Origin of the sequence: Limosilactobacillus reuteri subsp. porcinus (assembly GCF_036621895.1) — a bacterium.
Taxonomy (GTDB): Bacteria; Bacillota; Bacilli; order Lactobacillales; family Lactobacillaceae; genus Limosilactobacillus; species Limosilactobacillus reuteri_J.
Map to the genome: position 1 here is coordinate 45406 of NZ_LN887312.1, position 22012 is coordinate 67417.

Here is a 22012-nt window from a genome sequence, read left to right on the forward strand (position 1 = left end):
CTAAAACCTATTTAGTAATAAAAGTAAACGGCTCTGTATTAACTCTACTCTCTAGCACCTCAAACTGCCAATTATTTTCATTCTTCCACTGGGTGATTAAGTTAGCAAACTGGTGGGTAGCTACCACTTCAATATGATGTCCAGGATCAATAACAACAAGGTGATTAGCAATCATATCGTGCGCAAAGTGGTAACTTACATCTCCAGTGACATAAGCATCAGCTCCAGCTTCAAGAGCTTGTTGATAAAAATCTTGACCAGCACCACCAAGTACTGCAACACGTTTAATCTCTCTCTTTTGGTCAAGTGGGTTGACAATTAACCGTAATCCGCGGATGGCAAAAATATCCATACAATAATTTGCAAATTTTTGCGGTGTTAATGGTTCATTCAGCTCACCAACACGCCCCATTCCAACTGGTTTACCGCTTATTGGATCATTTCCTGCTGGCACTAAAGGTACAGTATTAGTTAGGTGAAGTTGATCTGCTAACCAGTCATTCATTCCGCCATTAGCAGTATCCAAATTAGTATGAGCTGCATAAACAGTAATATTATTCGCCAAAAGTTTAGCGTACATTGCATTTTGCGGATCCCGCGTATCTAGATCTTTTGCTGGGTGAAACATAATGGGATGATGAGCAAAAATAAAGTCAACATTTTGCTCAATTGCTTCAGCAACCACTTCCGGGCGAACATCAAGGGTGGTCATTAGTCGAGTAATTGGGAGATCTGGATTGCCAACTTGCAGGCCGACATGATCCCATTTTTCTGCTAGTTGCGGATTAGCAAATTTTTCAAAACGCGCAATTAATTGGTTACCGGTTGTCATCGGCGATCGCTTCCTTTACTTGTGATAAAAACTGGTTTATCTCATTAATCTTTTTTAATGGTGGCTGTTGAGCCTTTTGCATCTGATCAATAACATGGGCTTCACGTTGAAGATATTCTTGCCATTTTTTCCTAAAAACAGGCCCTTTGTTTTCCAATAAAAATGGTCCAAAATCAAGCTCATACTTACTGTATCTAAATGGGACAACTGATGGCTCAGCAACGATAATCTCATAAATATGATTGTCCTCTTCAATTATTTTTTCGTTCATTATTTGGTAATGATTATTCATTAACCATTCACGCAACTGACTTTCCCCTACATTCGGTTGCAGGACAAGTCGTTTAATTCCTGTTAACTTATTCTTGTCTTTCTCTAAAATCGAAGCAATCAAACTCCCACCCATTCCGGCAATCGTAATTGTATCGACTTTATCTGCCGGTTCAATCGCTGCTAAGCCGTCTGCCAACCGTGGGATAACCTTGCCTTCTAATTGGTGGTCTTTTATTTCATGAACAGCATTTTCATAAGGACCCTTTACTACTTCGCCAGCAATTGCAAAATCAATTTTACCATCTAACACTAATGCTGCTGGTAAATACGCATGGTCAGAACCAATATCAGCCACCCGCGCACCTGCTGGAACAAGGGAAGCAACACATGCTAAACGTGCTGATAAGTGCTTTTCATCCACAAAAATCATTCCTTTATCTATTTAATAAATTAATTATAACAAAAAGAGGAAGCAAGATAGCACCCACTTAGGAGTCCTATTCCTACTTCCTTATAATTTACGCAAGATGGTCTAAAAATTCACCAATCCGTTTAATGGCTTCTGTTAGGTTTTCATCAGAGGAGGCATATGACAGACGAACATAACCATCGCCACCCTTACCAAATGCACTACCTGGTGTTACTCCAACTTTTGCTTCTTTAGCAAGCTGCTTTGCAAAGGCAACATCGTCAGTTCCAAATTGAGCTGGAATCTTAGCAAACAGGTAAAAGGCCCCTTCAGGAGTTAACATTTCAAAGCCTAATTTCTTAAGACCGGCAACGAGTAAATCACGGCGATGCTGGTAAATCTTTCGAAATTCTAATGGATCATTTAAACCATTTGTCAGTGCTTCAGCTGCTGCAACTTGAACGTTATTAGTTACTGTTGTGACTAAGAAAGCATGCATCTTTGAAATATTAGCCATGATCTTAGCTGGAGCAGCAACATATCCTAAACGGTAACCAGTCATTGCGTGAGATTTTGAGAGTCCAGAGATGAAAATCGTCCGCTCTGGAATCATGGTAGCAATTGAATAGTGCTCTACCCCATAGACTAGTTCGCTATAGATTTCATCAGCAATCGCATATAAATGATGCTTCTTAATTACTTCAGCTAATCCTGCTAGAACTTCCTGAGGATATTCACGACCAGTTGGGTTACTTGGGTAGTTAAGGATAACAGCTTTGACGCCTTTCCCCTCTTCTTCAAGAACTTCTTCAAGCTTTTCTGGAGTCAAAACAAAATTATCTGCTGAAGTATCAACCTGAACAACTGTTGCTCCTGTCATTTCAATTAATGGGAAATATAGAGAGAAAATCGGGGTAGGAACCACAACTTTGTCTCCAGTATTAAGAATTGCAAATAAAGTTGCATCGAGGGCTTCGGTTGCTCCTACAGTCGCAATTATTTCTGTTTGTGGGTCATAGTGCACATCACGAGTATTCTGAATATAATCACTGATTGCTTCAAGTAATTCCGACTTTCCCATTTGTGGAGCATAGTGAGAATCATCTTCCTCAATACTTCTAATGGCTGCTTGCTTAACATGTTCAGGAGTTGCCATGTCTGGTTCTCCTAATGTTAATTTAATAATTCCCGGAATCTTTGAAACTTCTTTGTTGAATTCACGGATACCTGATGGCTGTAAAGCATCTAACTTATGACTAACAGTTCCATATAAATCAGCAGATAGTTCTGGCATCGTTCGATCTCTCCTTAATTTTTATTTATAATAGATTTAAAAAACGCTTTATAAAAATTTTACCCGAACAATTGAATGTTTTCAATATAAAAATAAGATTTCTCTCATTTATTTTAAATAAAATTAAAAAGTAGCTTAAGATAATTAATTAACTCAAACTACTTTTTAGTGTAAATCCATCTTTTTTACGTATATATTAAATAAAGAATATTTTTATTCTAAGAAATCTTTTAATTGCTTAGAACGTGATGGGTGGCGTAATTTTCGGAGCGCCTTAGCTTCAATCTGACGAATCCGTTCCCGCGTTACCCCGAAGACTTTTCCGACTTCTTCAAGGGTCCGTGTTCGACCATCATCTAAGCCAAAACGAAGCCGAAGAACGTTCTCTTCACGATCGGTTAACGTATCCAAAACATTTTCAAGTTGCTTCTTCATCATTTCATAAGCAGCATGGTCAGCTGGACTTGTTGCATCTTGATCTTCAATAAAGTCTCCTAAATGAGAATCGTCCTCTTCACCAATAGGCGTTTCAAGTGAAACTGGTTCTTGGGCAATTTTAAGAATATTCCGCACTTTCTCAGTTGGCATATCCATTTCTGCACCAATTTCTTCTGGTAACGGTTCACGACCTAAATCTTGAAGTAATTGCCGTTGAATCCGGATCAATTTGTTAATAGTTTCAACCATATGAACCGGAATCCGAATTGTCCGGGCTTGATCAGCAATTGCCCGTGTAATAGCCTGACGAATCCACCAGGTAGCATAAGTAGAGAACTTAAATCCCCGCCGATAATCGAATTTTTCAACGGCCTTCATAAGTCCCATGTTACCTTCCTGGATTAAGTCAAGAAACTGCATCCCACGGCCAACATAACGCTTTGCAATTGAAACAACTAACCGTAAGTTAGCCTCAGCTAATTCTTGTTTAGCTACTTCATCACCTTTTTCAATCCGTAAAGCAAGCTGAACTTCTTCATCAGCCGTCAAAAGATTTACACGACCAATTTCCTTCAAATACATCCGCACAGGATCATTAATTTTAACTCCAGTTGGAGCCGATGTATCCTTCATAGCAGATTGTGAGAATTTTTCAGTAGCTTTTAAAGCACGAGGATCTGGATCCCCATTTTCATCGACAACACTAATTCCGGCATCTTCAATATTTTGAAGTAAATTGTCAATTCCGTCAGCGTTCAATTCAAATGGTTTAGCAATTTTAGTAGTTAATTCATCGTACTCAATCTGCTTTTGCTTCTTGTAATTACGAATTAACTTACCAACTGCGGTGTCATATTCTTGTTGGTCAAAATCGGCGCTGTTAGAAATAACAATGTCTTTTTTCTTGCTTTTTGCCATATTAATTAGTCTCCTCCGTTTTTAAGCGTTGCTGCTGCTTTAATAATTTTACCAGTTCAATCGTTAATTGCGTAGCTAATTCTGTATTATGCAATGAATTAGCTTCTTTTAACTGGGCTTGCTTATCTGCAATTTGCGCAGCTAACGGTGTTTGTTCTGCGATCATATGGATACAATCATCAATTGCCCGCATATCCACTTCTTGGTCAACATTTAAATTTTCAATTTGCCCAAGAGTACCTTGTAAACTACTTTCATCTAAATAATCAAGAAAGTCAGCAGTTGAATACGAGCCGTTTTCAGAAAAATAACTTGCTGCTAATAAATACAAGGTTTGATATTTTTCATGCGCAAAATGAAAATCGTGGTCTGATGTTACATGCATCCATACTTCACGATCATATAGCATATACCTTAGTAAGATCTGTTCCGCTAATTCAGTCCTACTAAGTTTAACTTTTCGATGTTCTTCTTCACTAGTTTGTTGAAACTGTTGATGACGCACTAGTGAAGGCTGTTGCTTAATCCATGGCTGATTATGAATTCCTAGTTGCTGTCGCACTTGATCTAACTGCGTCTTTAAGGTTTGCCGATCTAAATTGAACTCACTTGCTAACCGTTGCAAGTACATATCTTCTTCTAAGGGAGCCTGAACCTGAGCAATTACCTTCAGTGCTTGGTTAAGATATTGCATCAGTTCATTCTGATTATCTAAATTCTTCCCATTTCTTAAAAAGCGCAGGTAAAATTCTGTTGTTGTTTCTTCCTTATTAGTAAGATAGGCGTTAAATTGCTGTGGACCATACTTTTGAACATATTCATCTGGATCAATCCCAGCTGGTAATTGGACAACCTTCACCTGCAACTGATTAGGTCGATGATCGTTAACGAGGCTAATTGCACGATCAATTGCATTTTGTCCCGGTTGATCTCCATCATAACAAATATCTAATTGCTTTGTAGCACGACCAATAATCGCTACTTGCTCTTCAGTAAAACTGGTTCCCATTGAAGCAATTCCATTTTCAATTCCTGCAGCAAAGGCAGAGATCACATCCATAAATCCTTCAAATAAGTATAATCGACCATCTTTACGGGCTGCTTTTCGTGCAACGTCAAAATTAAATAATATCCGTCGCTTATTGAAAATCGGTGTCTCAGGACTATTTAAATATTTAGGTAAATTTGTTTTACTAGCATCAATTAATCGCCCAGAAAAAGCAATTACCTGCCCTTGACCATTTTTTATTGGATACATTATCCGTTCAATAAACCGGTCTCGCAACTCTCCTTGTTGATCTTCACTAAAAAGTCCACTTTTTCTTAGCAATTGATAATCAACTTTTTGCTGCTGGAAGAACGGCTTTAAGATTCGCTGATCAGGAGCATAGCCTAAGCCAAATTGCTCAATCAGTTCTTCACTCATTCCCCGTTTTTTTAAATAATTAAGTGCAACTTGCCCAGCCGGTGTATTTACCAATATATGGTGATAAAGTTTAGCCGCTTTATCATGAAGATCAAACAGCTGTCGATTCTCGTTATTTAATGGTTTAGCCGGAACGCTAACATATTGTTCAGGAATCTTGATATTACTATCGTTAGCGATCTCCTTAACTGCATCGACAAAATCGATATGCTTTAACTCAATCAAAAATTGAAATACATTTCCGCTCCGGTGACATCCAAAACAATAGAAAAATTGTTTTTCCTCATTCACTGAAAAAGAGGGGGTCTTTTCATCATGAAAGGGACATAACCCAATTAGATTTTTTCCAGCCTGATGCAGTTGGACATAGCGCCCAATTACATCACCAATATCAACTGAATTTCGTATTTCATCAATTACATTACGCGGTATCTTTGCCATTGATCCACCTCACTTAGTAAGCGAACAGCAACGAAATGAAAGGTCGCAACCTAACGGAATGCGACCTCCACCTATTTTTACATTTAACTAGTATCTATAATACCACAAGTTAGCAGCAATACAATTAAAACGTCTTATTTTACAATCAAGTTATCCAAGTTACCAATTAATGATGCTTGATTAGCCAAAATACTTAATTGGGCCAAACGATTATTACGAATATCTTCATTCTTATCCATAATCATATTTTCATCAAAATATTCACTAATTATTGGTGTTAAAGTCCGTAAGGCTGCAAAGTTTTCACTTACTGTCTGTTGATTTTCCTTAATCAATTCTGAAACAGCAGTATGCATCTTAGCCTCAGATGGGTTCTCAAATAAATTAGGATCTACTACAAGCTCACTAACTGGACGTTTATCCTTCTTTGCAATCCGTAATACCCGGGTAAGAGCTTCAATATCTTCTTTAAAGTTATCATCATCCTTATGATCGTCGATAGTTTGAATAGCTTCAAGGATATTAGCAATATCATTTTGACGAGTATCGGTAGCTGCATCAATGATATCGTGACGAACCTTTTGACCATGGAATAATTGCTTAATCCGGTCCAAGAAGAACGAACGGACTTCATCACTATTTTTATTCAAATCAAAGGAAACATTGATTTCAGCGTTTTCAAAGGCAGGGGCAATTTCTAATTGAATACTTAATAATGGAAGGTTCCAACCACGATCGGCGATGATCCGGACAATTCCAAATGCCTGCCGACGTAAAGCATAAGGGTCATTTGAACCGCTTGGAATCATATCAACTGCAAAGAAACTCATGATACTGTCAAGTTTATCGGCAATTGCTAAGATCGCTCCAATCTTAGTTTGTGGCAATTCCCCTTCTGCAGAGATTGGCATGTAGTGTTCACGAATAGCTGTGGCAACATCATCTTTTTCACCGAATAGCTTAGCATAAATTTCACCCATAATTCCTTGCAACTCAGCGAATTCACCCACCATTTGCGTAGTAAGGTCAAATTTATAAATATGTGCTGCTCGATCAAGGTCTGCTAGTTCTTCATCTGAAAGATTTAGTTGCTTACCGAGAACATTCGCAATCACTGCGACCCGCTGCATTTTGTCATACATTGAACTAATCTTATCATGGAAGCTAACTTTCTTAAGTCGTTCCACATATTCATCAATTGTCAACTTCTGATCTTCTTGATAGAAGAATTGAGCATCTTCAAGCCGAGGAACAAGAACCCGTTCATTTCCTTTAATAACATTATCAAGGTAGTCTGTGTTACCGTTGCGAACAGAAATAAAGTGCGATAAGAGGTTACCATCTTTATCCCGTACACAGAAGAATCGTTGGTTATCCTTCATGGAAGTAATTAGGACCGGGTCAGGTAATGCTAAGTACTTCTCATCAAAAGATCCAGCAAAGGCAGTTGGCCATTCAACTAGGTTATTAACTTCTTCTAGTAAGTCCTCATCCCAATCAACTTGCCAGTTGTTTTCACTGATAATTTTAGTAATTTGGTCCTTAATTAAGTTCTTTCGCTTTGTTTGATCAGCAATAACGAAATCATTATTTAAGGTTTCTTCATAATCATCAGCCTTGGCAATTTCAACTGGATGACCTAAGAACCGGTGACCTTGTGTTTCTCGACCAGCTTCAACGTCCAAAATATTAAATGGAACGACTTCACCATTTAATAATGAAACTAGCCACCGGATCGGACGAATAAATTGTAAGTTATTGTAGCCCCACTTCATCAAGGTTGGGAATGTCATCGAAGTAATAACTGCTGGCAATCCTTGAAGAACTTCAGCAACAGTTTTCCCAGCAATATGCTTTTCAACAAAAACATATTCAACGCCTTTTACTTCTTTGAATTCAATATCTTCAACAGAGGCACCTTGTCCCCGGGTAAAACCAATTGCAGCTTTGGTCCAATTACCATCAGCATCTTGCGCAATCTTTTTTGCAGGACCCTTAACTGATTCATCAATATCAGGTTGCTTATCACTTAAGCCATGGATTAGTAATGCCATCCGTCGTGGAGTAGCGAATTCTTGAATATCATCAAAAGTAATCCGTTGTTCTTTAAGGTACTTTGCTACTCGTTCGTGTAACTGTTTAATACTTGGTGTTACAACGTGAGCAGGCATTTCTTCAACACCGACTTCTAATAAGTATGTATTTGCCATCTTACTTTTCCCCCTTTTGTGCTTTCTTAGCTGCTTGCTTTGCGGCCCGTTCCTTTGCTTTTTCCGCTTTTTTTGTATATTCTTCAACTGTCTTTTGGCGAACTGCTTCGTCATGAATCAGTGGGAAGCCACGTTTACGCCGCTCTTCAACAAAGGCTTTGGCAATTGATTTTGCCATAATTCGAATACGGTGAAGATAACCAGCACGTTCGGTAACCGAAACAGCACCACGAGCATCTAGCAAGTTAAAGGTATGACTACACTTTAAAACATAATCATAAGCTGGGTGAACCAATCCAAGCTTAATTAAACGTTTAGCTTCTTTTTCGTAATCATTAAAGTCTTGCAGAAGCATATCTTGGTTACTTTCTTCAAACGCATACTTAGAATGTTCATATTCAGGTTCTTGGAAGATATCACCATACAGAACACCATCCGCCCACTCTAAGTCATAAACTGAGTCAACGTTTTGAATATATTCAGCCAACCGTTCAAGTCCATAAGTAACTTCGGCGGCCACTGGGCTCATTGGCAACTCTCCAACGACTTGGAAGTAAGTAAATTGAGTAACTTCCATTCCATCAAGCCAAACTTCCCAACCAACACCGGCACAGCCCATTGAAGGGTTTTCCCAGTTATCTTCAACAAACCGGATATCATGCTCTAAAGGATCGATTCCTAACTTTTTCAAACTTCCTAAGTATAATTCTTGAATATTATCAGGAGAAGGCTTCATTAATACCTGGAATTGGTGGTGTTGGTAAAGCCGGTTTGGGTTTTCACCATAACGACCATCAGCAGGCCGCCGTGAAGGTTCAACATAAGCCACATTCCATGGTTCAGGACCAATTGCCCGCAAGAAAGTATAAGGACTCATTGTCCCCGCACCCTTTTCGTTATCATAAGCCTGCATTAACATACAGCCTTGATCTGCCCAATATTGTTCCAATGTAAAGATAATATCTTGCACGGTTAGTTTTTTCGTCATACTTTACTTCTCCTTTCAATGAAAAAGTCCCTACAGTATCAAATAATCGATACTGTAGGGACGAAGTTAATCGCGGTTCCACCCTACTTTTTTACATCTCTGTAAAACAGCTTAGTTTAAGCGGCTGTTAGAGTGCCAAGGATAAATAAATTACAAGGCTTGCACTATCCCCTGATCGCTGATTTGGTTTATCCATAATCTCTGTCATTGCCAATATTCAATTAAACACGCTCTTATAATAGAAAAATATTTTACAAATGTCAATCGTTCATTGATAACTTTCCAATATTTTGTTCCCACTTATTCATTTGTTTAATGAACCGTTTTGCCTTCAAATTTAGTCCGACCTCGTTATCATAAAGAGTATCCAAGACTTGTTGGAGGCGTCGTTTAGTAGCTGGATTAATCCGAATAGAATTCAATTTTTGCAAGTTAATTGTGGCAAACTGTTGGAGATAATAAGCAGTTTTACGGTCAAGATAAAGACGGTGTTCATCAAGTGACCAGTGATTCTGACAAAGCATCCCCCCATATTGTTCAGAGAAGTCTAAAGCCAGATCATTGCGGCCACATACCACACACCGGTCCCAAACTGGTGCTACACCAAAAGCAACTAACAGCTGTGTTTCAATAACGTTTGTAATTATTTGCTCATCTAATCCTTTTTCGATTAAGTCTAACGCTGCAGCAACCTGCTTAAACCAACCACCAATGCTTCGGCCATCATTAAAAGCACTGTCAACTAATGCCAAGATATACGTAACATATGCATTTTTGCTAATGTCACTTGCAATCTTCTTATATTGGCTAGTATCGCTAGCGGTATTAATAAAACTTAAGCCGTTCTCATCAAGTGAGCCAATATATGTCCCATGGGTGAATGGCAGGATATCAGCAGTCATCCGAAAACCACGTTTTTTAGCATTCTTCACAAAAAACATTGCCGGCCCGATCTTATCAGTAAGCATTTTTACTAATAGGTCGCGTTCACGATAATCCTGTCGGTACATAATGATCCCAGTAAATTGTGTGGTTACGCGTGCCATGTAACCATCATCCTTTTAATAGTCTTTATTCCGATAACCATAGTCTTTTAGCATTGCAGACTTATCACGCCAGTCAGGAACAACCTTTACCCATAGTTGAAGAAATACCTTGTCACCAAGTAATTTTTCAATATCTTGCCGGGCCATTGTCCCAATCTTTTTCAGCATTTTTCCACCCTTGCCAATAATAATTCCTTTTTGGCCCGGACGTTCAACAATAATATTGGCCGAGATATGAATATGATTTTCATCCTCACGCTTTATCGATGTTACATCAACAGCTACTGAATGCGGTACTTCTTGTCTCGTCAGCAAAAAGACCTTTTCACGGATCATTTCTGCAATCACAAAACGTTCAGGGTGGTCACTTACTTGATCAGCTGGGTAATACTGCGGGCCATTAGGAAGGATCTTAATAATGTCATTGATTAAGTTATTCACATTATTTCCCTGCAAAGCCGAAATTGGGACAATCCCCTTAAATGGAAGGGTATCTTTATACTGATCAACAATTTCAGGCAGGTCATTGGGATTGATTTGATCGATCTTATTAACAACTAAAAAGATTGGCTGATTAACTTTCTTTAAGCGTTCAATAATAAAGTCATCACCGGGGCCGCGCTTCTCAGTTGCACTCACAACAAATAAGACAGCATCCACTTCATCTAATGCTGACATTGCTGATTTTTCCATAAAATCACCTAATTTAGTAGATGGTTTATGAATTCCTGGCGTATCAATAAAAATAATCTGGGCTTCTGGGCTTGTATAAATTCCTTGAATCTTATTACGCGTTGTCTGTGCAACATTACTCATAATTGCTACCTTTTGCCCAACAACATAATTCAATAAAGTTGATTTTCCAACATTTGGGCGCCCAATAATTGCCACAAAGCCAGACTTATAATTTGGATTATCCATATTAAAACTTCCTATCTAATAATTGCTAATATACGGGGGATAAAAATAATTAGCCCCACCAAGACTGAAAATATCGCTGAAATCAGTACCCCACCGGCAGCCACGTCTTTAGCTTTTTTTACATTTAATTCATAATGGTGGTCAACAATCAAATCTGTAACAGCTTCGGTAACCGTATTAAGAAATTCAGATGTAAAAACAACAAAGATTGCCAATAAAATCCATAACCATTCCATTGCTGAAATATGCAATAAGATCGACATGATAATGGCTAAGCAGGCCGCTAAAAGGTGGTACCGCATATTACGCTCTTCACGTAACACTTGGATAATTCCATCGATTGCGTGACACATTGCTTGAATTAAGTGATGATTTTTCTCAGTTTGATGTTTATCGCGTGAGTCCATAACCGTCTAGTATCTCCCGTTGTAATTTAAACATTTTTTCTTCATCTGCCGGCTCTTCATGATCATATCCATTTAAGTGAAGGAAGCCATGAACAGCTAAAAATCCTAACTCTCGATCAACTGAATGGCCCAAAAACTTTGCTTGTTCTGCTACCTTATCGATGGAAATAAATAAGTCACCTAAGTTAACAGGAATTTCAGCAGCCATTTCAGGATCCATAATGATTGGTGTTTCATCTCCCGCCTCTTCTGCGGCAAAACTTAAAACATCAGTTGCCCGATCAACATTACGATACTGGGCATTTAATTTTTTTATCTCCGGATTATTTACAAATGTTAAGGACATTTCAGTATTTTCTGATAAGGAAAGTTCTTTAGCAGCATACTGTAATAAGTCCCTTACCATCTCCAATTGTTCATTTGGAAGCTGTGCTGTTGTTTGATCGAAAATTTCCAAGTCCATCATTTTTCCTCTTTTTTCTCTTTATCTTTTTCTGCTAATTGTTTTGATGTTTGGTCCTCATAAGCAGTAATAATCCGTGCTACAACCGGGTGACGAACAACATCTTCTGCACTAAATTTAACAAACTTAATTGACTTAATATTATTCAGAATTCGTTGCGCGTTTACAAGACCACTGCGAGTCCCATGAGGAAGATCGATTTGTGAAACATCCCCATTAATAACCATTTTTGAACCAAAGCCTAAACGGGTAAGGAACATCTTCATTTGGGCATTAGTCGTATTTTGGGCTTCATCTAAAATTACAAATGCTCCATCAAGAGTTCGTCCACGCATATAAGCAAGGGGTGCAATTTCGATAATTCCCCGATCAATTAACCGTTGCGTATGATCAGCTCCAAAAATATCATTTAAGGCATCATAAATTGGTCGTAAATAAGGATCTACTTTTTCACGAAGGTCACCGGGTAAGAATCCTAGACTTTCACCAGCTTCAACTGCTGGTCGCGTCAAGATAATCCGTTCCACTTCGCCACGCTTTAAGGATGCCACGGCCATTGCTACTGCTAGGTAAGTTTTCCCTGTTCCGGCAGGGCCAATCCCAAACGTAATATCATTATGCTTCATCGCATTAACATACTGCCGCTGACCAAAATTTTTTACCCGAATGGCTCTTCCCCGGCGGTCCTTAATAATCGTTTCACTGTAGAGGTCAGTAAAATATTCCAGTGTTCCACGATGTGCCATCTTCATCGCACTAACAATATCTGTACTATGAATGCGGATCCCTTGATTTAGCAACGAAATAAGGGCACGAAATACATCGATCGTAAGTTTAACGTCTTCTTCTTGTCCACTTACTTTAAGATTTTCACCGAATGGTCGGATTTCAACATCCATTCCTTGTTCAATCAGGCTTACAAACTTATCCTGTGTTCCTAGTAAGCCAACTTCTATTTCTGGACTTTCAATTTGAAAAGTTTGTTCAATCGTTTTTTGTTCTCCCACCTATACAATCTCCTTTAATTTAGCAGACTTTATTTAATGATAATTATATCATAGATCACCTTTAACCTCACCACTGCAAGCTTTTCTAAGGGATCTAAGTTATTTTTCAAAATTAACTTTAACTACTTCCCCACTATTAAAAGTTTTCGTTTTTCCGTCTGCCAGGCAAATTGTTAACGCACCATCATTTTCTATTTTTTTAGCAGTTCCAGCAATAACCTCACCATTTACTAACAAGTTCACCTTCTGTCCTAAAATCATTGACCCTTGGCGATATTGCTCAAGATACTGTGGATTATCATAGTCTGAATAATTATTAGCAATCGTCTCAATAAGACGGCTGACTAAAAGATTACGATCTGCTGGTGCGATTCCTGTCGCTTTATTTTTAAGGCCCAGCGGAAATTCTTTTGTAGTTATATTCAAACCAATTCCTACTACTAAGGATGCCGTTGTTCTTGATTCAAGGTCTACTACTGCCTCGGTCAAAATTCCACCGACTTTTTTATGGTTTAAATAAATATCGTTGACCCATTTGTACCGAAAGTCTTGAGCAGGGAAAAATTGTTTAAGAACTCCCCCAATTAAAACTGCAAAAGTAGTTGTCATTAACCCAGCTTGTAGTGGTCTGTCTGTTGGGCTAGGCAGAATCATACTAAAGTACAAGCCAGTTGCTGCCGGAGAGTAGAAGGACCGTCCCTGTCTTCCATAGCCAGCAGTTTGATGATCAGCGATAAATACCGTTGGCGCACTAACTAGGTGGTGACTCAAAAAAGCTTTCGCGATGCTTTGGGTTGAGCTAACCTGATCTTCAACGTAAAGCCGATTAGTAAAGTGATTATGGGTATAAAAATCAATAATATCAGCACTCAATCGTGTATTTCCGGTAAAACGGTATCCAAGGTTTCTACGACTCTCAATATTATTTCCGCTTTTTCGTAAACTGTTGATGGCCTTCCAAACAGATTCACGACTAATACTGAATCGCTTTGCTAAGTCATTTCCAGAAATCCATGAATCTGGCGCTGAAAGTAATTGCCATAAAATTTTCTGTGCAGTTGAATGAACCATGCTAATCATCTCCTTAATGAAGAAATCTTAATGTGACGTAAACGACGAGTAATTGAGACAGCAATAAGCGCTTTAATTGTATCGCCAAAAACAAATAAAATATTGGAAGTCAAAGCAGCAATAAGCTCAGTTACTCCCTGCGTCATCCCATAATACCAACTTAATTTTAGACTAAGGCCAATCAACAATGGGACAAATAACCAGGCAAAAATATATCCGCTAGTTGGGCCTAATATTGTCACCATTCCGCCGCGTCCACCGGAAAGCAGTGGCAACCCAAGTACAACTAAAAACAAGAAGAGCCATACAGCAATTGTCCCTAATTTTGGTTCAAGTAATTCTCCAGCAATCATTATTCCCATGTTTTGTAAAACAATTGGCACCGGAATAAAGCCCAACGGAATGCCTGGAACTGCTCCTAAAATAGCAATCATTGCAACCATCATGGCAACGACAGTCATTTCATGAATTGACAAACTTATCTTTTCCCTAATCATTATCGTAAATCCTTTATTTTTGCATCAATTATATTTAATTGTAACCTTTAATTCAATATATGGGTTACTATGAAACAAAAAATTGAGAGTGAGGAAAGTTTTTGCTTTCTCACTCTCAATTTCCGAATTAATTACCTTCTAAAATCTTCTTAGCATCTCTAATTTGTTGCCGAACCTGATCAAAACCAGTCCCACCATAAGAATTCCGCCGTTCAACCGCTACTTTAGGTTGTAAGCAGGTATAAACATCTTCTTCAATTTTGGGCGAAATCTTTTTATATTCGTCTAATGGAATATCAACAAGATTTGTCCCTGTCTTAAGTCCCTTCAATACTAGCTCACCGACAATCTCATGCGCTTCCCTAAATGGAATTCCTTTAGTAGCGAGATAATCTGCTAATTCAGTGGCATTAGAAAAGTCATGATGAGTTGCATGCTCCATGGCTTCTTTCTTTACTTGAAGGGTGGCAATCATCCCGGTCATGATCTTGATGCTTGGAAGAATCGTCTTCACCGCGTCGAATAATCCTTCCTTATCTTCTTGCATATCCTTGTTATAAGCAAGCGGAAGTCCCTTCATTGTCGTTAATAAGCCAAAAAGATCACCATAAACTCGTCCAGCTTTACCACGAATCAATTCTGCCATATCAGGGTTCTTCTTTTGGGGCATAATCGAACTACCGGTAGAATATGAATCTGCCAATTCTAAATAGCCAAATTCATAACTACACCAATAAATCAGTTCTTCACATAACCGTGACAAGTGCATCATCAAAATACTTGCGTTACTTAAAAATTCAAGGGCAAAATCCCGATCAGAAACGGCGTCCAGTGAATTATGATATGGTTCAGCAAACTCTAAATACTTTGCACTTAATTGTCGATCAATTGGGAAAGTGGTCCCAGCTAAAGCAGCCGCTCCTAGGGGTGATAAATCCGTGTGCTGCTGGTTAAATTCAAAACGTTCAACATCTCGCTGAAACATTTGGAAATAAGCCATGAGATAGTGCCCATACGAAATTGGCTGAGCATGTTGCATATGAGTGTACCCTGGCATAATCGCTTCAACATTTTCTGCTGCTTTATCTACTAATTCTGCCTGTAATTTTTTCAATTCATTAATGATAATAGGCAACCGCTTCTTTACATATAAATGAAGGTCAGTTGCAACTTGATCATTTCTGCTCCGCCCAGTATGAAGCTTACCGGCAACGGGGCCAATTTCTTCTGTCAGCAATGCCTCAATATTCATATGAATGTCTTCATTGTCAATCGAAAATGGGAGTCCTTCACTAGTTAATCGCTCACGTAATTTCTTGAGTCCAGCAATAATCTTATCAGCATCATCTGCTGACAAAATTTGTGTTTCTTTCAACATTTTTACATGGGCTAATGAGCCTTCAATGTCTTCTTGAGCCATTTCTTGATCAAAACTGATTGACGCATTAAATTGGTTAACTAGTTGGTCACCGGCTTCTTCAAACCGGCCACCCCACATTCTCTTAATAGGCATCGCTTGTATTCTCCTTTACTTTCTTTTTATTTTTGTTTTGTACTTGAGCATAGACCTTATCTGGTAATTCCCAAAGTTTAATAAAGCCAGTGGCAGCTTCTTGGTCAAATTCATCAGCGGAAGTGTAAGTTGCCAAGTTCTTATCATAAAGTGAATTTGGTGATTTCCGACCTTCACAAATCACATTTCCTTTAAATAGTTTAACCCTTACTACTCCATTAACAACTGCTTGTGATTCATCAATAAAAGCAACTAAAGATTTCATTAATGGTGAATACCAAAGCCCATTATAAATAATTTCACTCATCTTTTGTTCAATTAATGGTTTAAAGTGCGCTACTTCCCGTTCTTGAGTCAGGTCTTCCAAGTCTTTATGGGCTGCCAATAAAACAGTTGCCGCTGGACATTCATAAATTTCCCGTGACTTAATACCAACAAGCCGGTTTTCAACGTGATCAATCCGGCCAATCCCATGACTACCAGCTAATTTGTCCAGTTTCATAATTAACTGGTCAAGCGGCATTTCTTCGCCATCAATTGCTGTAGGAACTCCTTCATTAAAGGTAATTTCAATTGTGGTTGGGGTATCAGGGGCTTCTTCAATTGAAACTGTCCGATCATATGCATCAGCAGGTGCTGCAGCCCACGGATCTTCAAGAATTCCACATTCATTTGCCCGGCCCCATAAGTTCTCATCAATGGAATAAGGACTAGCCTTTGTGATTGGAACAGGAATGCCATTATCCTTAGCGTATTGGATTTCTTCTTCCCGTGACCAGTGCCAATCCCGAATTGGATCTTCAATCTTCATCTCTGGTGCTAAAGCATGAATACCTGCTTCAAACCGTACCTGATCATTTCCCTTTCCAGTACAACCATGGGCAATAGCAGTCGCATCGTATTGATTAGCAACTGCAACTAATTTTTGAACGATTAATGGACGAGAAAGCGCTGAAACTAATGGGTACTTTTGCTCATACATTGCATGGGCTTGAAGGGCTGGTAATACAAATTGTTCAGCAAAGTCACGCTTGGCATCAATCACTACTGACTTCCACGCACCAACTTGGAGACCCTTTTCCTTAATCGCTTCAAGGTCTTTTCCTTCACCCACATCAATACAACATGCAATTACGTCATACCCCTTATTTTTGAGCCACGCAATTGCAACTGAAGTATCTAAGCCACCAGAATAAGCTAAAACAATTTTTTCTTTTGACATAATCTCGTCCTCCATCTCATTTGAAATTCGTTGTTTATAAATATACGAGTATCATGAATAAAAATCAATAGTTTTAGCATATTTTTTCAAAAAAACTCTTTTTATGCATGAAATATAAATTATTCATGCATAAAAAGAGTTTAAAAATAGAATGATTATTTAATTTTGTTGGTTAATAATTTGTTTATTTTGAACTGGATAGGTAATTAATTCTGATGCTTCAAGGTCTTCCTTATGCATATCAACTGCATTAATTTGACTGTTTTCGTAAGTCTTGTAGTAAAAAATGCCCTTTTTTAGGTTTGAACCATCAGAGTAGATCGTATATTCAAAGGTATTCGGTGCTACTTCATCCAATCCCTTTTGTTGTTCGACAGATTGAAGAATGTGGAAATAGTTGGTAATATTCTCAACTTCAGAATTACCAACTGGAGCATGCATCTTAGTGAATGTAGCCTTAACAAAACGACTTTCAGAATCCATTCCTCCCGGGAGAAAATGGGTCCCTAAGCCCCGGCTATAAACTGGTAGGTCGACATTAGGTGCAAATACGTTAGCCGGATTAGCAGGTGCAACACTACGATAGTTACTAAGATTTAATAATTGACGAGGAAACTCCGGATTATTTGTCAAAACACCAACTGGGTTATCATAAACATTCAATCCTTTTGCGGTGGATTCAACAGTCACAGAAGCACCCGTTTTATCAGCAATAATCCAGTGTAGCGGTGCAGCTTGGAGTTTATCAGAAAAATTAATATTAGCAATGTTTGCATTTGAAAGTAACTTCTTCGCTTCAGCAACTGAGGAAGCAGCCGCAAGAATATAAGGAACTAATTCAAATGATGCAATATTATCTTTTCCTTCTTGGACTGGGAAATAATGAGCTGGACCATCAAAATTAAGGCCTGCCATTCCAACACCCTTTTCATTTACCCCATCAAAATATAGTGGATAGTCGTCACGAACAATCGACATTCCAATAATTGCATAATGGTGTTCAAGGTTTGGCATTTCCCGAAATTCTAAAGTCTTATTACGTGGAGTAATCACTACTTCTTGACCAAGGTTGACTTCCAAATCAAGGTTACGGCCAAAGTAATAATCACCTGCTGTATAAGTTACTGATGTGCACATATAAATGCCCCTTTTCTTTTGAATATACCTTAATTCTAGTTTAATAAAGAAAAAATGTACAGTAAAAAAAGGACTGTGACATAAGTTAAGTTACTTTCATAAAAAGCAAATACGCAGTACAACAATGGCCTCTAACGTCCGGCAAACCCGATCGTTAGAGGCCTGTTGTTGCTTGCGGGGGCTCGAAAACGAAGTCACAAGTGACTTCTGTCTCGCTCCCTTTTTTTTTTTTACAGCTGATATTACTTACTCAATTGTTCTTTTACAACCTGGTTAACTAATTTTCCATCTGCTTGACCTTGAACTTTGGGCATAACTGACCCCATTACTTGTCCGAAGTTCTTCATACTAGAAGCATTAAGCTCATCAATTACTTCCTTAACAATCTTAGTAACTTCATCTTTTGATAACTGCTTTGGCATATATTTTTCAACAATTGCTAATTCATTTTTAGCTTGGTTGATTAGATCTTCTCGTCCAGCTTTTTCAAATTCTTCAAGCGATTCTTTACGCTGTTTATATTCACGTGCCATTACCGCAATTTCTTCATTAGAATTCAAGTCATGTCCAAGTTCAATTTGTTCATTTTGAACTGCTGCTTTAAGCATCCGGACAACGTTTAATGTTTCCTTATCACGATTCTTCATTGCTGATACCATGTCTGACGTTAATTGTTGTAGTAAGCTCATTATTTATCCTTCTTTCATATAAAAAAGCTCTCACCAGGCAACAGGTGAGAGCACACATTTTTAGTAACGACGACCGCGCTTATTCTTACGCTTCCGTGCCGCTTCAGATTTCAACTTGCGTTTTACACTTGGCTTTTCGTAAAATTCACGTTTACGATATTCTTGCAATGTTCCGTTACGTGAAACTGAACGTTTAAAGCGTCGAAGAGCGTCGTCTAAAGATTCATTCTTACGAACGACTGTTTTTGACATGTTGATCCCTCCCTCCGAGCTTAAAGTTACGTATCGAGGTAGCAGGCATACTGCTTCCTTTTCACTACAAAAATTATTTTACCCAACATGGCCTACCCTGTCAACATTACTTTTAAATAAAAATTTAAATTTCTTATCCACCTATTCTTTGACTGCTCCATAAGCTAAGTAAACGCTTTTAATCATTATACAAATATATGAATATTTATTCTATTTTAAGATTTCATATTGCATAAATAAACATTTAGGTGTATATTTAGTAACAATTTAATCTTACTATTCTCAAAGGAGTTATTAACTATGAAAGGTTTTAAACATTTATTACTGCTAATGGTAATTGCGTTTCCGATATTATGTACACCTATTACTGCATTAGCTGCTAACGAGAGCAGTTCAACTAGCTCTTCATCAGCCAATAATTCATCGCAAGTCGCTAGCAATGATTCAGTGCAAAAGATTAAACAAAAAGGAACATTGGTTGTGGGAATGAGTGCTGATTACCCACCCTACGAATTCACAACCAAAGAAAATGGAAAAACTAAATATGTTGGTTTTGAAGTTTCCCTTGCTAAACAATTTGCTAAAGACTTGGGAGTAAAACTAGTTATTAAAAACATGGACTTTGACTCACTTCTAGTTGCGCTAGAAACAGGTAAAATTGATGCTATTATTTCGGGAATGAACGTTACGGCTGAACGAAAAAAGAGCGTTGACTTCTCAAATACATATTATTCCGGTGATAGTTACTTTTTAATTAATAAAGGAGATAAAGATAAGCTAGTTAATGTCAAAAGTTTTAATGGGAAAAATGTGGGAGCACAAAACGGTACGCTCCAATCAACCCTAATTTCAAAGGAAATGCCTAAAGCAAACGGCAAAGGGCTTGCTAAACTTTCTTCCTTAGTCATTGGGCTTCAATCTCATAAATACGATGGGATTTTAATGGATGCTGCAACTGCTAAAGCCTACGCTGCCAATAATTCAAATCTTTATGCCTTTAATTCGAAATTGCCAAATACTGCTGGCGGAATTGCCATGGCCTTTCCTAAAGGTGATACCTCGTTAGTCAATGCCGCCAACCAGACAATTAAAAAAGTTAATAAAGAACAACTAATTAATAAAAAATGGATTCCTGAAGCCTCACAGTATATGAAGAGCTATAAAAAACAAAATACTGTTCTTAGCTATTGGCGTTACTTTGCAAAAGGGATTAAATATACATTAATCATTACAGTTGTCTCTGTTATTTTTGGTTTCTTATTAGGAACTCTTTTTGCACTAATGCGGCTTTCAAAGAACAAATTCTTACATTCAATTGCGGTTTGCTACATTGAATTTCTTCGGGGTACGCCAATGATGGTTCAAATCATGTTTGTTTACTTTGGGATTGGCGCAATTATTCAATCACTTCCGGCTCTCCTCGCTGGGATTATTGCCGTTTCACTAAATTCCGGTGCCTATGTTGCTGAAATTATTCGTTCTGGGATTCAATCCATTCCACTTGGACAAACGGAAGCTGCTCGAAGCTTGGGGATGAGTAAAAATGAAACATTCAGATATGTAATTATGCCCCAAGCACTTAAAAATATTTGGCCAGCATTAGGAAATGAGCTTATTACCTTATTAAAAGATAGTTCATTAGTTTCTGTAATTGGTGTTTCCGAATTAATGTATCAAACGCAATTAGTGCAATCAGCAACTTATAAAGGAGTATTACCTTTATTCATCACAATGATTATCTACTTTATCCTCACATTTACGTTATCCAGGATTTTGCTTTACTTTGAAGGGAGAATGAAACATGCCCACTAAAATGATTGAAATTAAAAACTTACAGAAAAAATTCAAAAATAATATTGTCTTAAAAGATATTTCAGAACATGTTGATAAGGGTCAAGTAATTTGTGTGATTGGCCCTTCAGGAGCAGGTAAAAGTACTTTTCTCCGTTGCCTAAATGCACTTGAACAACCAACAAGTGGACAAGTTCTTTTTGAAGGACAGAATCTGATTGGCTTAAGTGATAAAAAACTCGATCAGTTGCGAGAAAAGATGGGAATGGTTTTTCAAAGTTTCAATCTTTTTCCTAATATGACAGTCCTTAAAAATATCACAATTGCACCAGTTAAAGTAAAAAATATCAATGAAAAGGAAGCAACTAAAACTGCGATGGAACTACTAAAAAAAGTTGGTTTAAGCGATAAGGCTCAACAATATCCAGATCAACTGTCAGGAGGGCAAAAACAACGGGTTGCAATTGCGCGGGCCCTTGCGATGAATCCAGCAGTGATGCTCTTTGACGAACCAACTAGTGCCCTTGATCCCGAAATGGTTGAGGAGGTACTAAAAGTAATGCGTGATTTAGCTGAATCGGGAATGACAATGGTGGTTGTTACTCATGAGATGGGGTTTGCTCGTGAAGTAGCAGACCAAATCTGGTTCATGGCAGATGGGTATATTCAGGAAACTGGAGATCCAGAAGAATTTTTTGCCCACCCTACTAGCCCACGGGCACAAGACTTTTTGAAAAAGATTTTGAAACCCGAAATGTCAATTTAAG

At 38.1% G+C, this 22012-nt stretch carries 21 protein-coding genes; 2 read left to right on the plus strand and 19 right to left on the minus strand.

What is annotated here, in order from left to right; translation table 11 throughout:
* Positions 1 to 7: 7 nt before the first annotated feature.
* The 19 genes from AACL61_RS00585 to rpsU form a co-directional block, all read right to left on the minus strand.
* Complete coding sequence (locus tag AACL61_RS00585; RefSeq protein WP_339110829.1) at positions 8 to 832, minus strand: Nif3-like dinuclear metal center hexameric protein; 825 nt, start codon at positions 830 to 832, stop codon at positions 8 to 10.
* Positions 819 to 1526: a tRNA (adenine(22)-N(1))-methyltransferase gene (locus AACL61_RS00590; RefSeq protein ID WP_331232030.1), complete on the minus strand. Its 708-nt coding sequence runs from the start codon at positions 1524 to 1526 to the stop codon at positions 819 to 821. The genes AACL61_RS00585 and AACL61_RS00590 overlap by 14 nt, the downstream gene beginning before the upstream one ends.
* Before the next feature lie 97 nt (positions 1527 to 1623).
* Entirely contained in the window at positions 1624 to 2808 is a 1185-nt protein-coding gene (locus tag AACL61_RS00595; RefSeq protein ID WP_102816106.1) for an aminotransferase class I/II-fold pyridoxal phosphate-dependent enzyme, read from the minus strand.
* A 213-nt stretch (positions 2809 to 3021) separates the two neighbouring features.
* On the minus strand, positions 3022 to 4164 hold the full coding sequence (rpoD, locus tag AACL61_RS00600) for an RNA polymerase sigma factor RpoD (RefSeq protein WP_003668124.1): 1143 nt from the start codon (positions 4162 to 4164) through the stop codon (positions 3022 to 3024).
* Position 4165: 1 nt separating this feature from the next.
* Positions 4166 to 6031 carry a DNA primase gene (gene dnaG / locus AACL61_RS00605; RefSeq protein WP_339110830.1) on the minus strand — a complete coding sequence of 622 codons (1866 nt, stop codon included), beginning with the start codon at positions 6029 to 6031 and terminating at the stop codon, positions 4166 to 4168.
* A gap of 134 nt (positions 6032 to 6165) precedes the next feature.
* A complete protein-coding gene (gene glyS / locus AACL61_RS00610) occupies positions 6166 to 8241 on the minus strand; it encodes a glycine--tRNA ligase subunit beta (RefSeq protein ID WP_102816261.1) in 2076 nt (691 codons plus the stop codon).
* A gap of 1 nt (position 8242) precedes the next feature.
* On the minus strand, positions 8243 to 9229 hold the full coding sequence (glyQ, locus tag AACL61_RS00615) for a glycine--tRNA ligase subunit alpha (protein ID WP_003665860.1): 987 nt from the start codon (positions 9227 to 9229) through the stop codon (positions 8243 to 8245).
* A gap of 260 nt (positions 9230 to 9489) precedes the next feature.
* Positions 9490 to 10275: a DNA repair protein RecO gene (recO, locus tag AACL61_RS00620; RefSeq protein WP_003668128.1), complete on the minus strand. Its 786-nt coding sequence runs from the start codon at positions 10273 to 10275 to the stop codon at positions 9490 to 9492.
* Positions 10276 to 10290: 15 nt separating this feature from the next.
* A complete protein-coding gene (gene era, locus AACL61_RS00625) occupies positions 10291 to 11196 on the minus strand; it encodes a GTPase Era (protein WP_003671073.1) in 906 nt (301 codons plus the stop codon).
* An 11-nt stretch (positions 11197 to 11207) separates the two neighbouring features.
* Positions 11208 to 11603, minus strand: coding sequence for a diacylglycerol kinase family protein (locus AACL61_RS00630; protein ID WP_003665857.1), 396 nt, complete (start codon positions 11601 to 11603; stop codon positions 11208 to 11210).
* Positions 11587 to 12066 carry an rRNA maturation RNase YbeY gene (gene ybeY, locus AACL61_RS00635; protein ID WP_003665856.1) on the minus strand — a complete coding sequence of 160 codons (480 nt, stop codon included), beginning with the start codon at positions 12064 to 12066 and terminating at the stop codon, positions 11587 to 11589. The genes AACL61_RS00630 and ybeY overlap by 17 nt, the downstream gene beginning before the upstream one ends.
* The gene (locus tag AACL61_RS00640) at positions 12066 to 13073 is read right to left on the minus strand and encodes a PhoH family protein (RefSeq protein ID WP_122481316.1); all 1008 of its coding nucleotides are present in this window, start codon (positions 13071 to 13073) and stop codon (positions 12066 to 12068) included. Before AACL61_RS00640 ends, ybeY begins: the two co-directional genes overlap by 1 nt.
* Before the next feature lie 99 nt (positions 13074 to 13172).
* Positions 13173 to 14144 carry a biotin--[acetyl-CoA-carboxylase] ligase gene (locus AACL61_RS00645; RefSeq protein WP_339110831.1) on the minus strand — a complete coding sequence of 324 codons (972 nt, stop codon included), beginning with the start codon at positions 14142 to 14144 and terminating at the stop codon, positions 13173 to 13175.
* A 5-nt stretch (positions 14145 to 14149) separates the two neighbouring features.
* Entirely contained in the window at positions 14150 to 14641 is a 492-nt protein-coding gene (locus AACL61_RS00650; protein ID WP_339110832.1) for a biotin transporter BioY, read from the minus strand.
* A 127-nt stretch (positions 14642 to 14768) separates the two neighbouring features.
* Positions 14769 to 16154 (minus strand): argininosuccinate lyase, encoded by a 1386-nt coding sequence (gene argH, locus AACL61_RS00655; protein ID WP_339110833.1) that lies wholly within the window; start codon positions 16152 to 16154, stop codon positions 14769 to 14771.
* On the minus strand, positions 16144 to 17376 hold the full coding sequence (locus AACL61_RS00660) for an argininosuccinate synthase (RefSeq protein ID WP_102816267.1): 1233 nt from the start codon (positions 17374 to 17376) through the stop codon (positions 16144 to 16146). Before AACL61_RS00660 ends, argH begins: the two co-directional genes overlap by 11 nt.
* Before the next feature lie 159 nt (positions 17377 to 17535).
* Positions 17536 to 18513: a choloylglycine hydrolase gene (gene bsh, locus AACL61_RS00665; RefSeq protein ID WP_339110834.1), complete on the minus strand. Its 978-nt coding sequence runs from the start codon at positions 18511 to 18513 to the stop codon at positions 17536 to 17538.
* 242 nt (positions 18514 to 18755) lie between these two features.
* Positions 18756 to 19202 (minus strand): GatB/YqeY domain-containing protein, encoded by a 447-nt coding sequence (locus AACL61_RS00670; RefSeq protein WP_102816268.1) that lies wholly within the window; start codon positions 19200 to 19202, stop codon positions 18756 to 18758.
* A 60-nt stretch (positions 19203 to 19262) separates the two neighbouring features.
* The gene (rpsU, locus tag AACL61_RS00675) at positions 19263 to 19454 is read right to left on the minus strand and encodes a 30S ribosomal protein S21 (protein ID WP_003665847.1); all 192 of its coding nucleotides are present in this window, start codon (positions 19452 to 19454) and stop codon (positions 19263 to 19265) included.
* Between the two features lie 300 nt (positions 19455 to 19754).
* Here rpsU and AACL61_RS00680 point away from each other — a divergent pair, with 300 nt between their 5' ends.
* Both AACL61_RS00680 and AACL61_RS00685 read left to right on the plus strand, forming a co-directional pair.
* A complete protein-coding gene (locus AACL61_RS00680) occupies positions 19755 to 21266 on the plus strand; it encodes an ABC transporter substrate-binding protein/permease (RefSeq protein WP_102816269.1) in 1512 nt (503 codons plus the stop codon).
* Positions 21256 to 22011 carry an amino acid ABC transporter ATP-binding protein gene (locus AACL61_RS00685; protein WP_339110835.1) on the plus strand — a complete coding sequence of 252 codons (756 nt, stop codon included), beginning with the start codon at positions 21256 to 21258 and terminating at the stop codon, positions 22009 to 22011. The genes AACL61_RS00680 and AACL61_RS00685 overlap by 11 nt, the downstream gene beginning before the upstream one ends.
* The last annotated feature ends 1 nt before the right edge of the window (position 22012 follow it).

Excerpts from the sequence above, each read along its gene's own strand:
- AACL61_RS00645 (WP_339110831.1), bottom strand. The coding sequence starts at position 14,144 with ATGGTTCATTCAACTGCACAGAAAATTTTATGGCAATTACTTTCAGCG.
- bsh (WP_339110834.1), bottom strand. The coding sequence starts at position 18,513 with ATGTGCACATCAGTAACTTATACAGCAGGTGATTATTACTTTGGCCGT.
- glyS (WP_102816261.1), bottom strand. The coding sequence starts at position 8,241 with ATGGCAAATACATACTTATTAGAAGTCGGTGTTGAAGAAATGCCTGCT.
- AACL61_RS00660 (WP_102816267.1), bottom strand. The coding sequence starts at position 17,376 with ATGTCAAAAGAAAAAATTGTTTTAGCTTATTCTGGTGGCTTAGATACT.
- argH (WP_339110833.1), bottom strand. The coding sequence starts at position 16,154 with ATGCCTATTAAGAGAATGTGGGGTGGCCGGTTTGAAGAAGCCGGTGAC.
- ybeY (WP_003665856.1), bottom strand. The coding sequence starts at position 12,066 with ATGGACTTGGAAATTTTCGATCAAACAACAGCACAGCTTCCAAATGAA.
- AACL61_RS00685 (WP_339110835.1), top strand. The coding sequence starts at position 21,256 with ATGCCCACTAAAATGATTGAAATTAAAAACTTACAGAAAAAATTCAAA.
- AACL61_RS00680 (WP_102816269.1), top strand. The coding sequence starts at position 19,755 with ATGAAAGGTTTTAAACATTTATTACTGCTAATGGTAATTGCGTTTCCG.
- era (WP_003671073.1), bottom strand. The coding sequence starts at position 11,196 with ATGGATAATCCAAATTATAAGTCTGGCTTTGTGGCAATTATTGGGCGC.
- recO (WP_003668128.1), bottom strand. The coding sequence starts at position 10,275 with ATGGCACGCGTAACCACACAATTTACTGGGATCATTATGTACCGACAG.
- AACL61_RS00585 (WP_339110829.1), bottom strand. The coding sequence starts at position 832 with ATGACAACCGGTAACCAATTAATTGCGCGTTTTGAAAAATTTGCTAAT.
- AACL61_RS00670 (WP_102816268.1), bottom strand. The coding sequence starts at position 19,202 with ATGAGCTTACTACAACAATTAACGTCAGACATGGTATCAGCAATGAAG.
- AACL61_RS00595 (WP_102816106.1), bottom strand. The coding sequence starts at position 2,808 with ATGCCAGAACTATCTGCTGATTTATATGGAACTGTTAGTCATAAGTTA.
- AACL61_RS00630 (WP_003665857.1), bottom strand. The coding sequence starts at position 11,603 with ATGGACTCACGCGATAAACATCAAACTGAGAAAAATCATCACTTAATT.
- AACL61_RS00650 (WP_339110832.1), bottom strand. The coding sequence starts at position 14,641 with ATGATTAGGGAAAAGATAAGTTTGTCAATTCATGAAATGACTGTCGTT.
- glyQ (WP_003665860.1), bottom strand. The coding sequence starts at position 9,229 with ATGACGAAAAAACTAACCGTGCAAGATATTATCTTTACATTGGAACAA.
- rpoD (WP_003668124.1), bottom strand. The coding sequence starts at position 4,164 with ATGGCAAAAAGCAAGAAAAAAGACATTGTTATTTCTAACAGCGCCGAT.
- rpsU (WP_003665847.1), bottom strand. The coding sequence starts at position 19,454 with ATGTCAAAAACAGTCGTTCGTAAGAATGAATCTTTAGACGACGCTCTT.
- dnaG (WP_339110830.1), bottom strand. The coding sequence starts at position 6,031 with ATGGCAAAGATACCGCGTAATGTAATTGATGAAATACGAAATTCAGTT.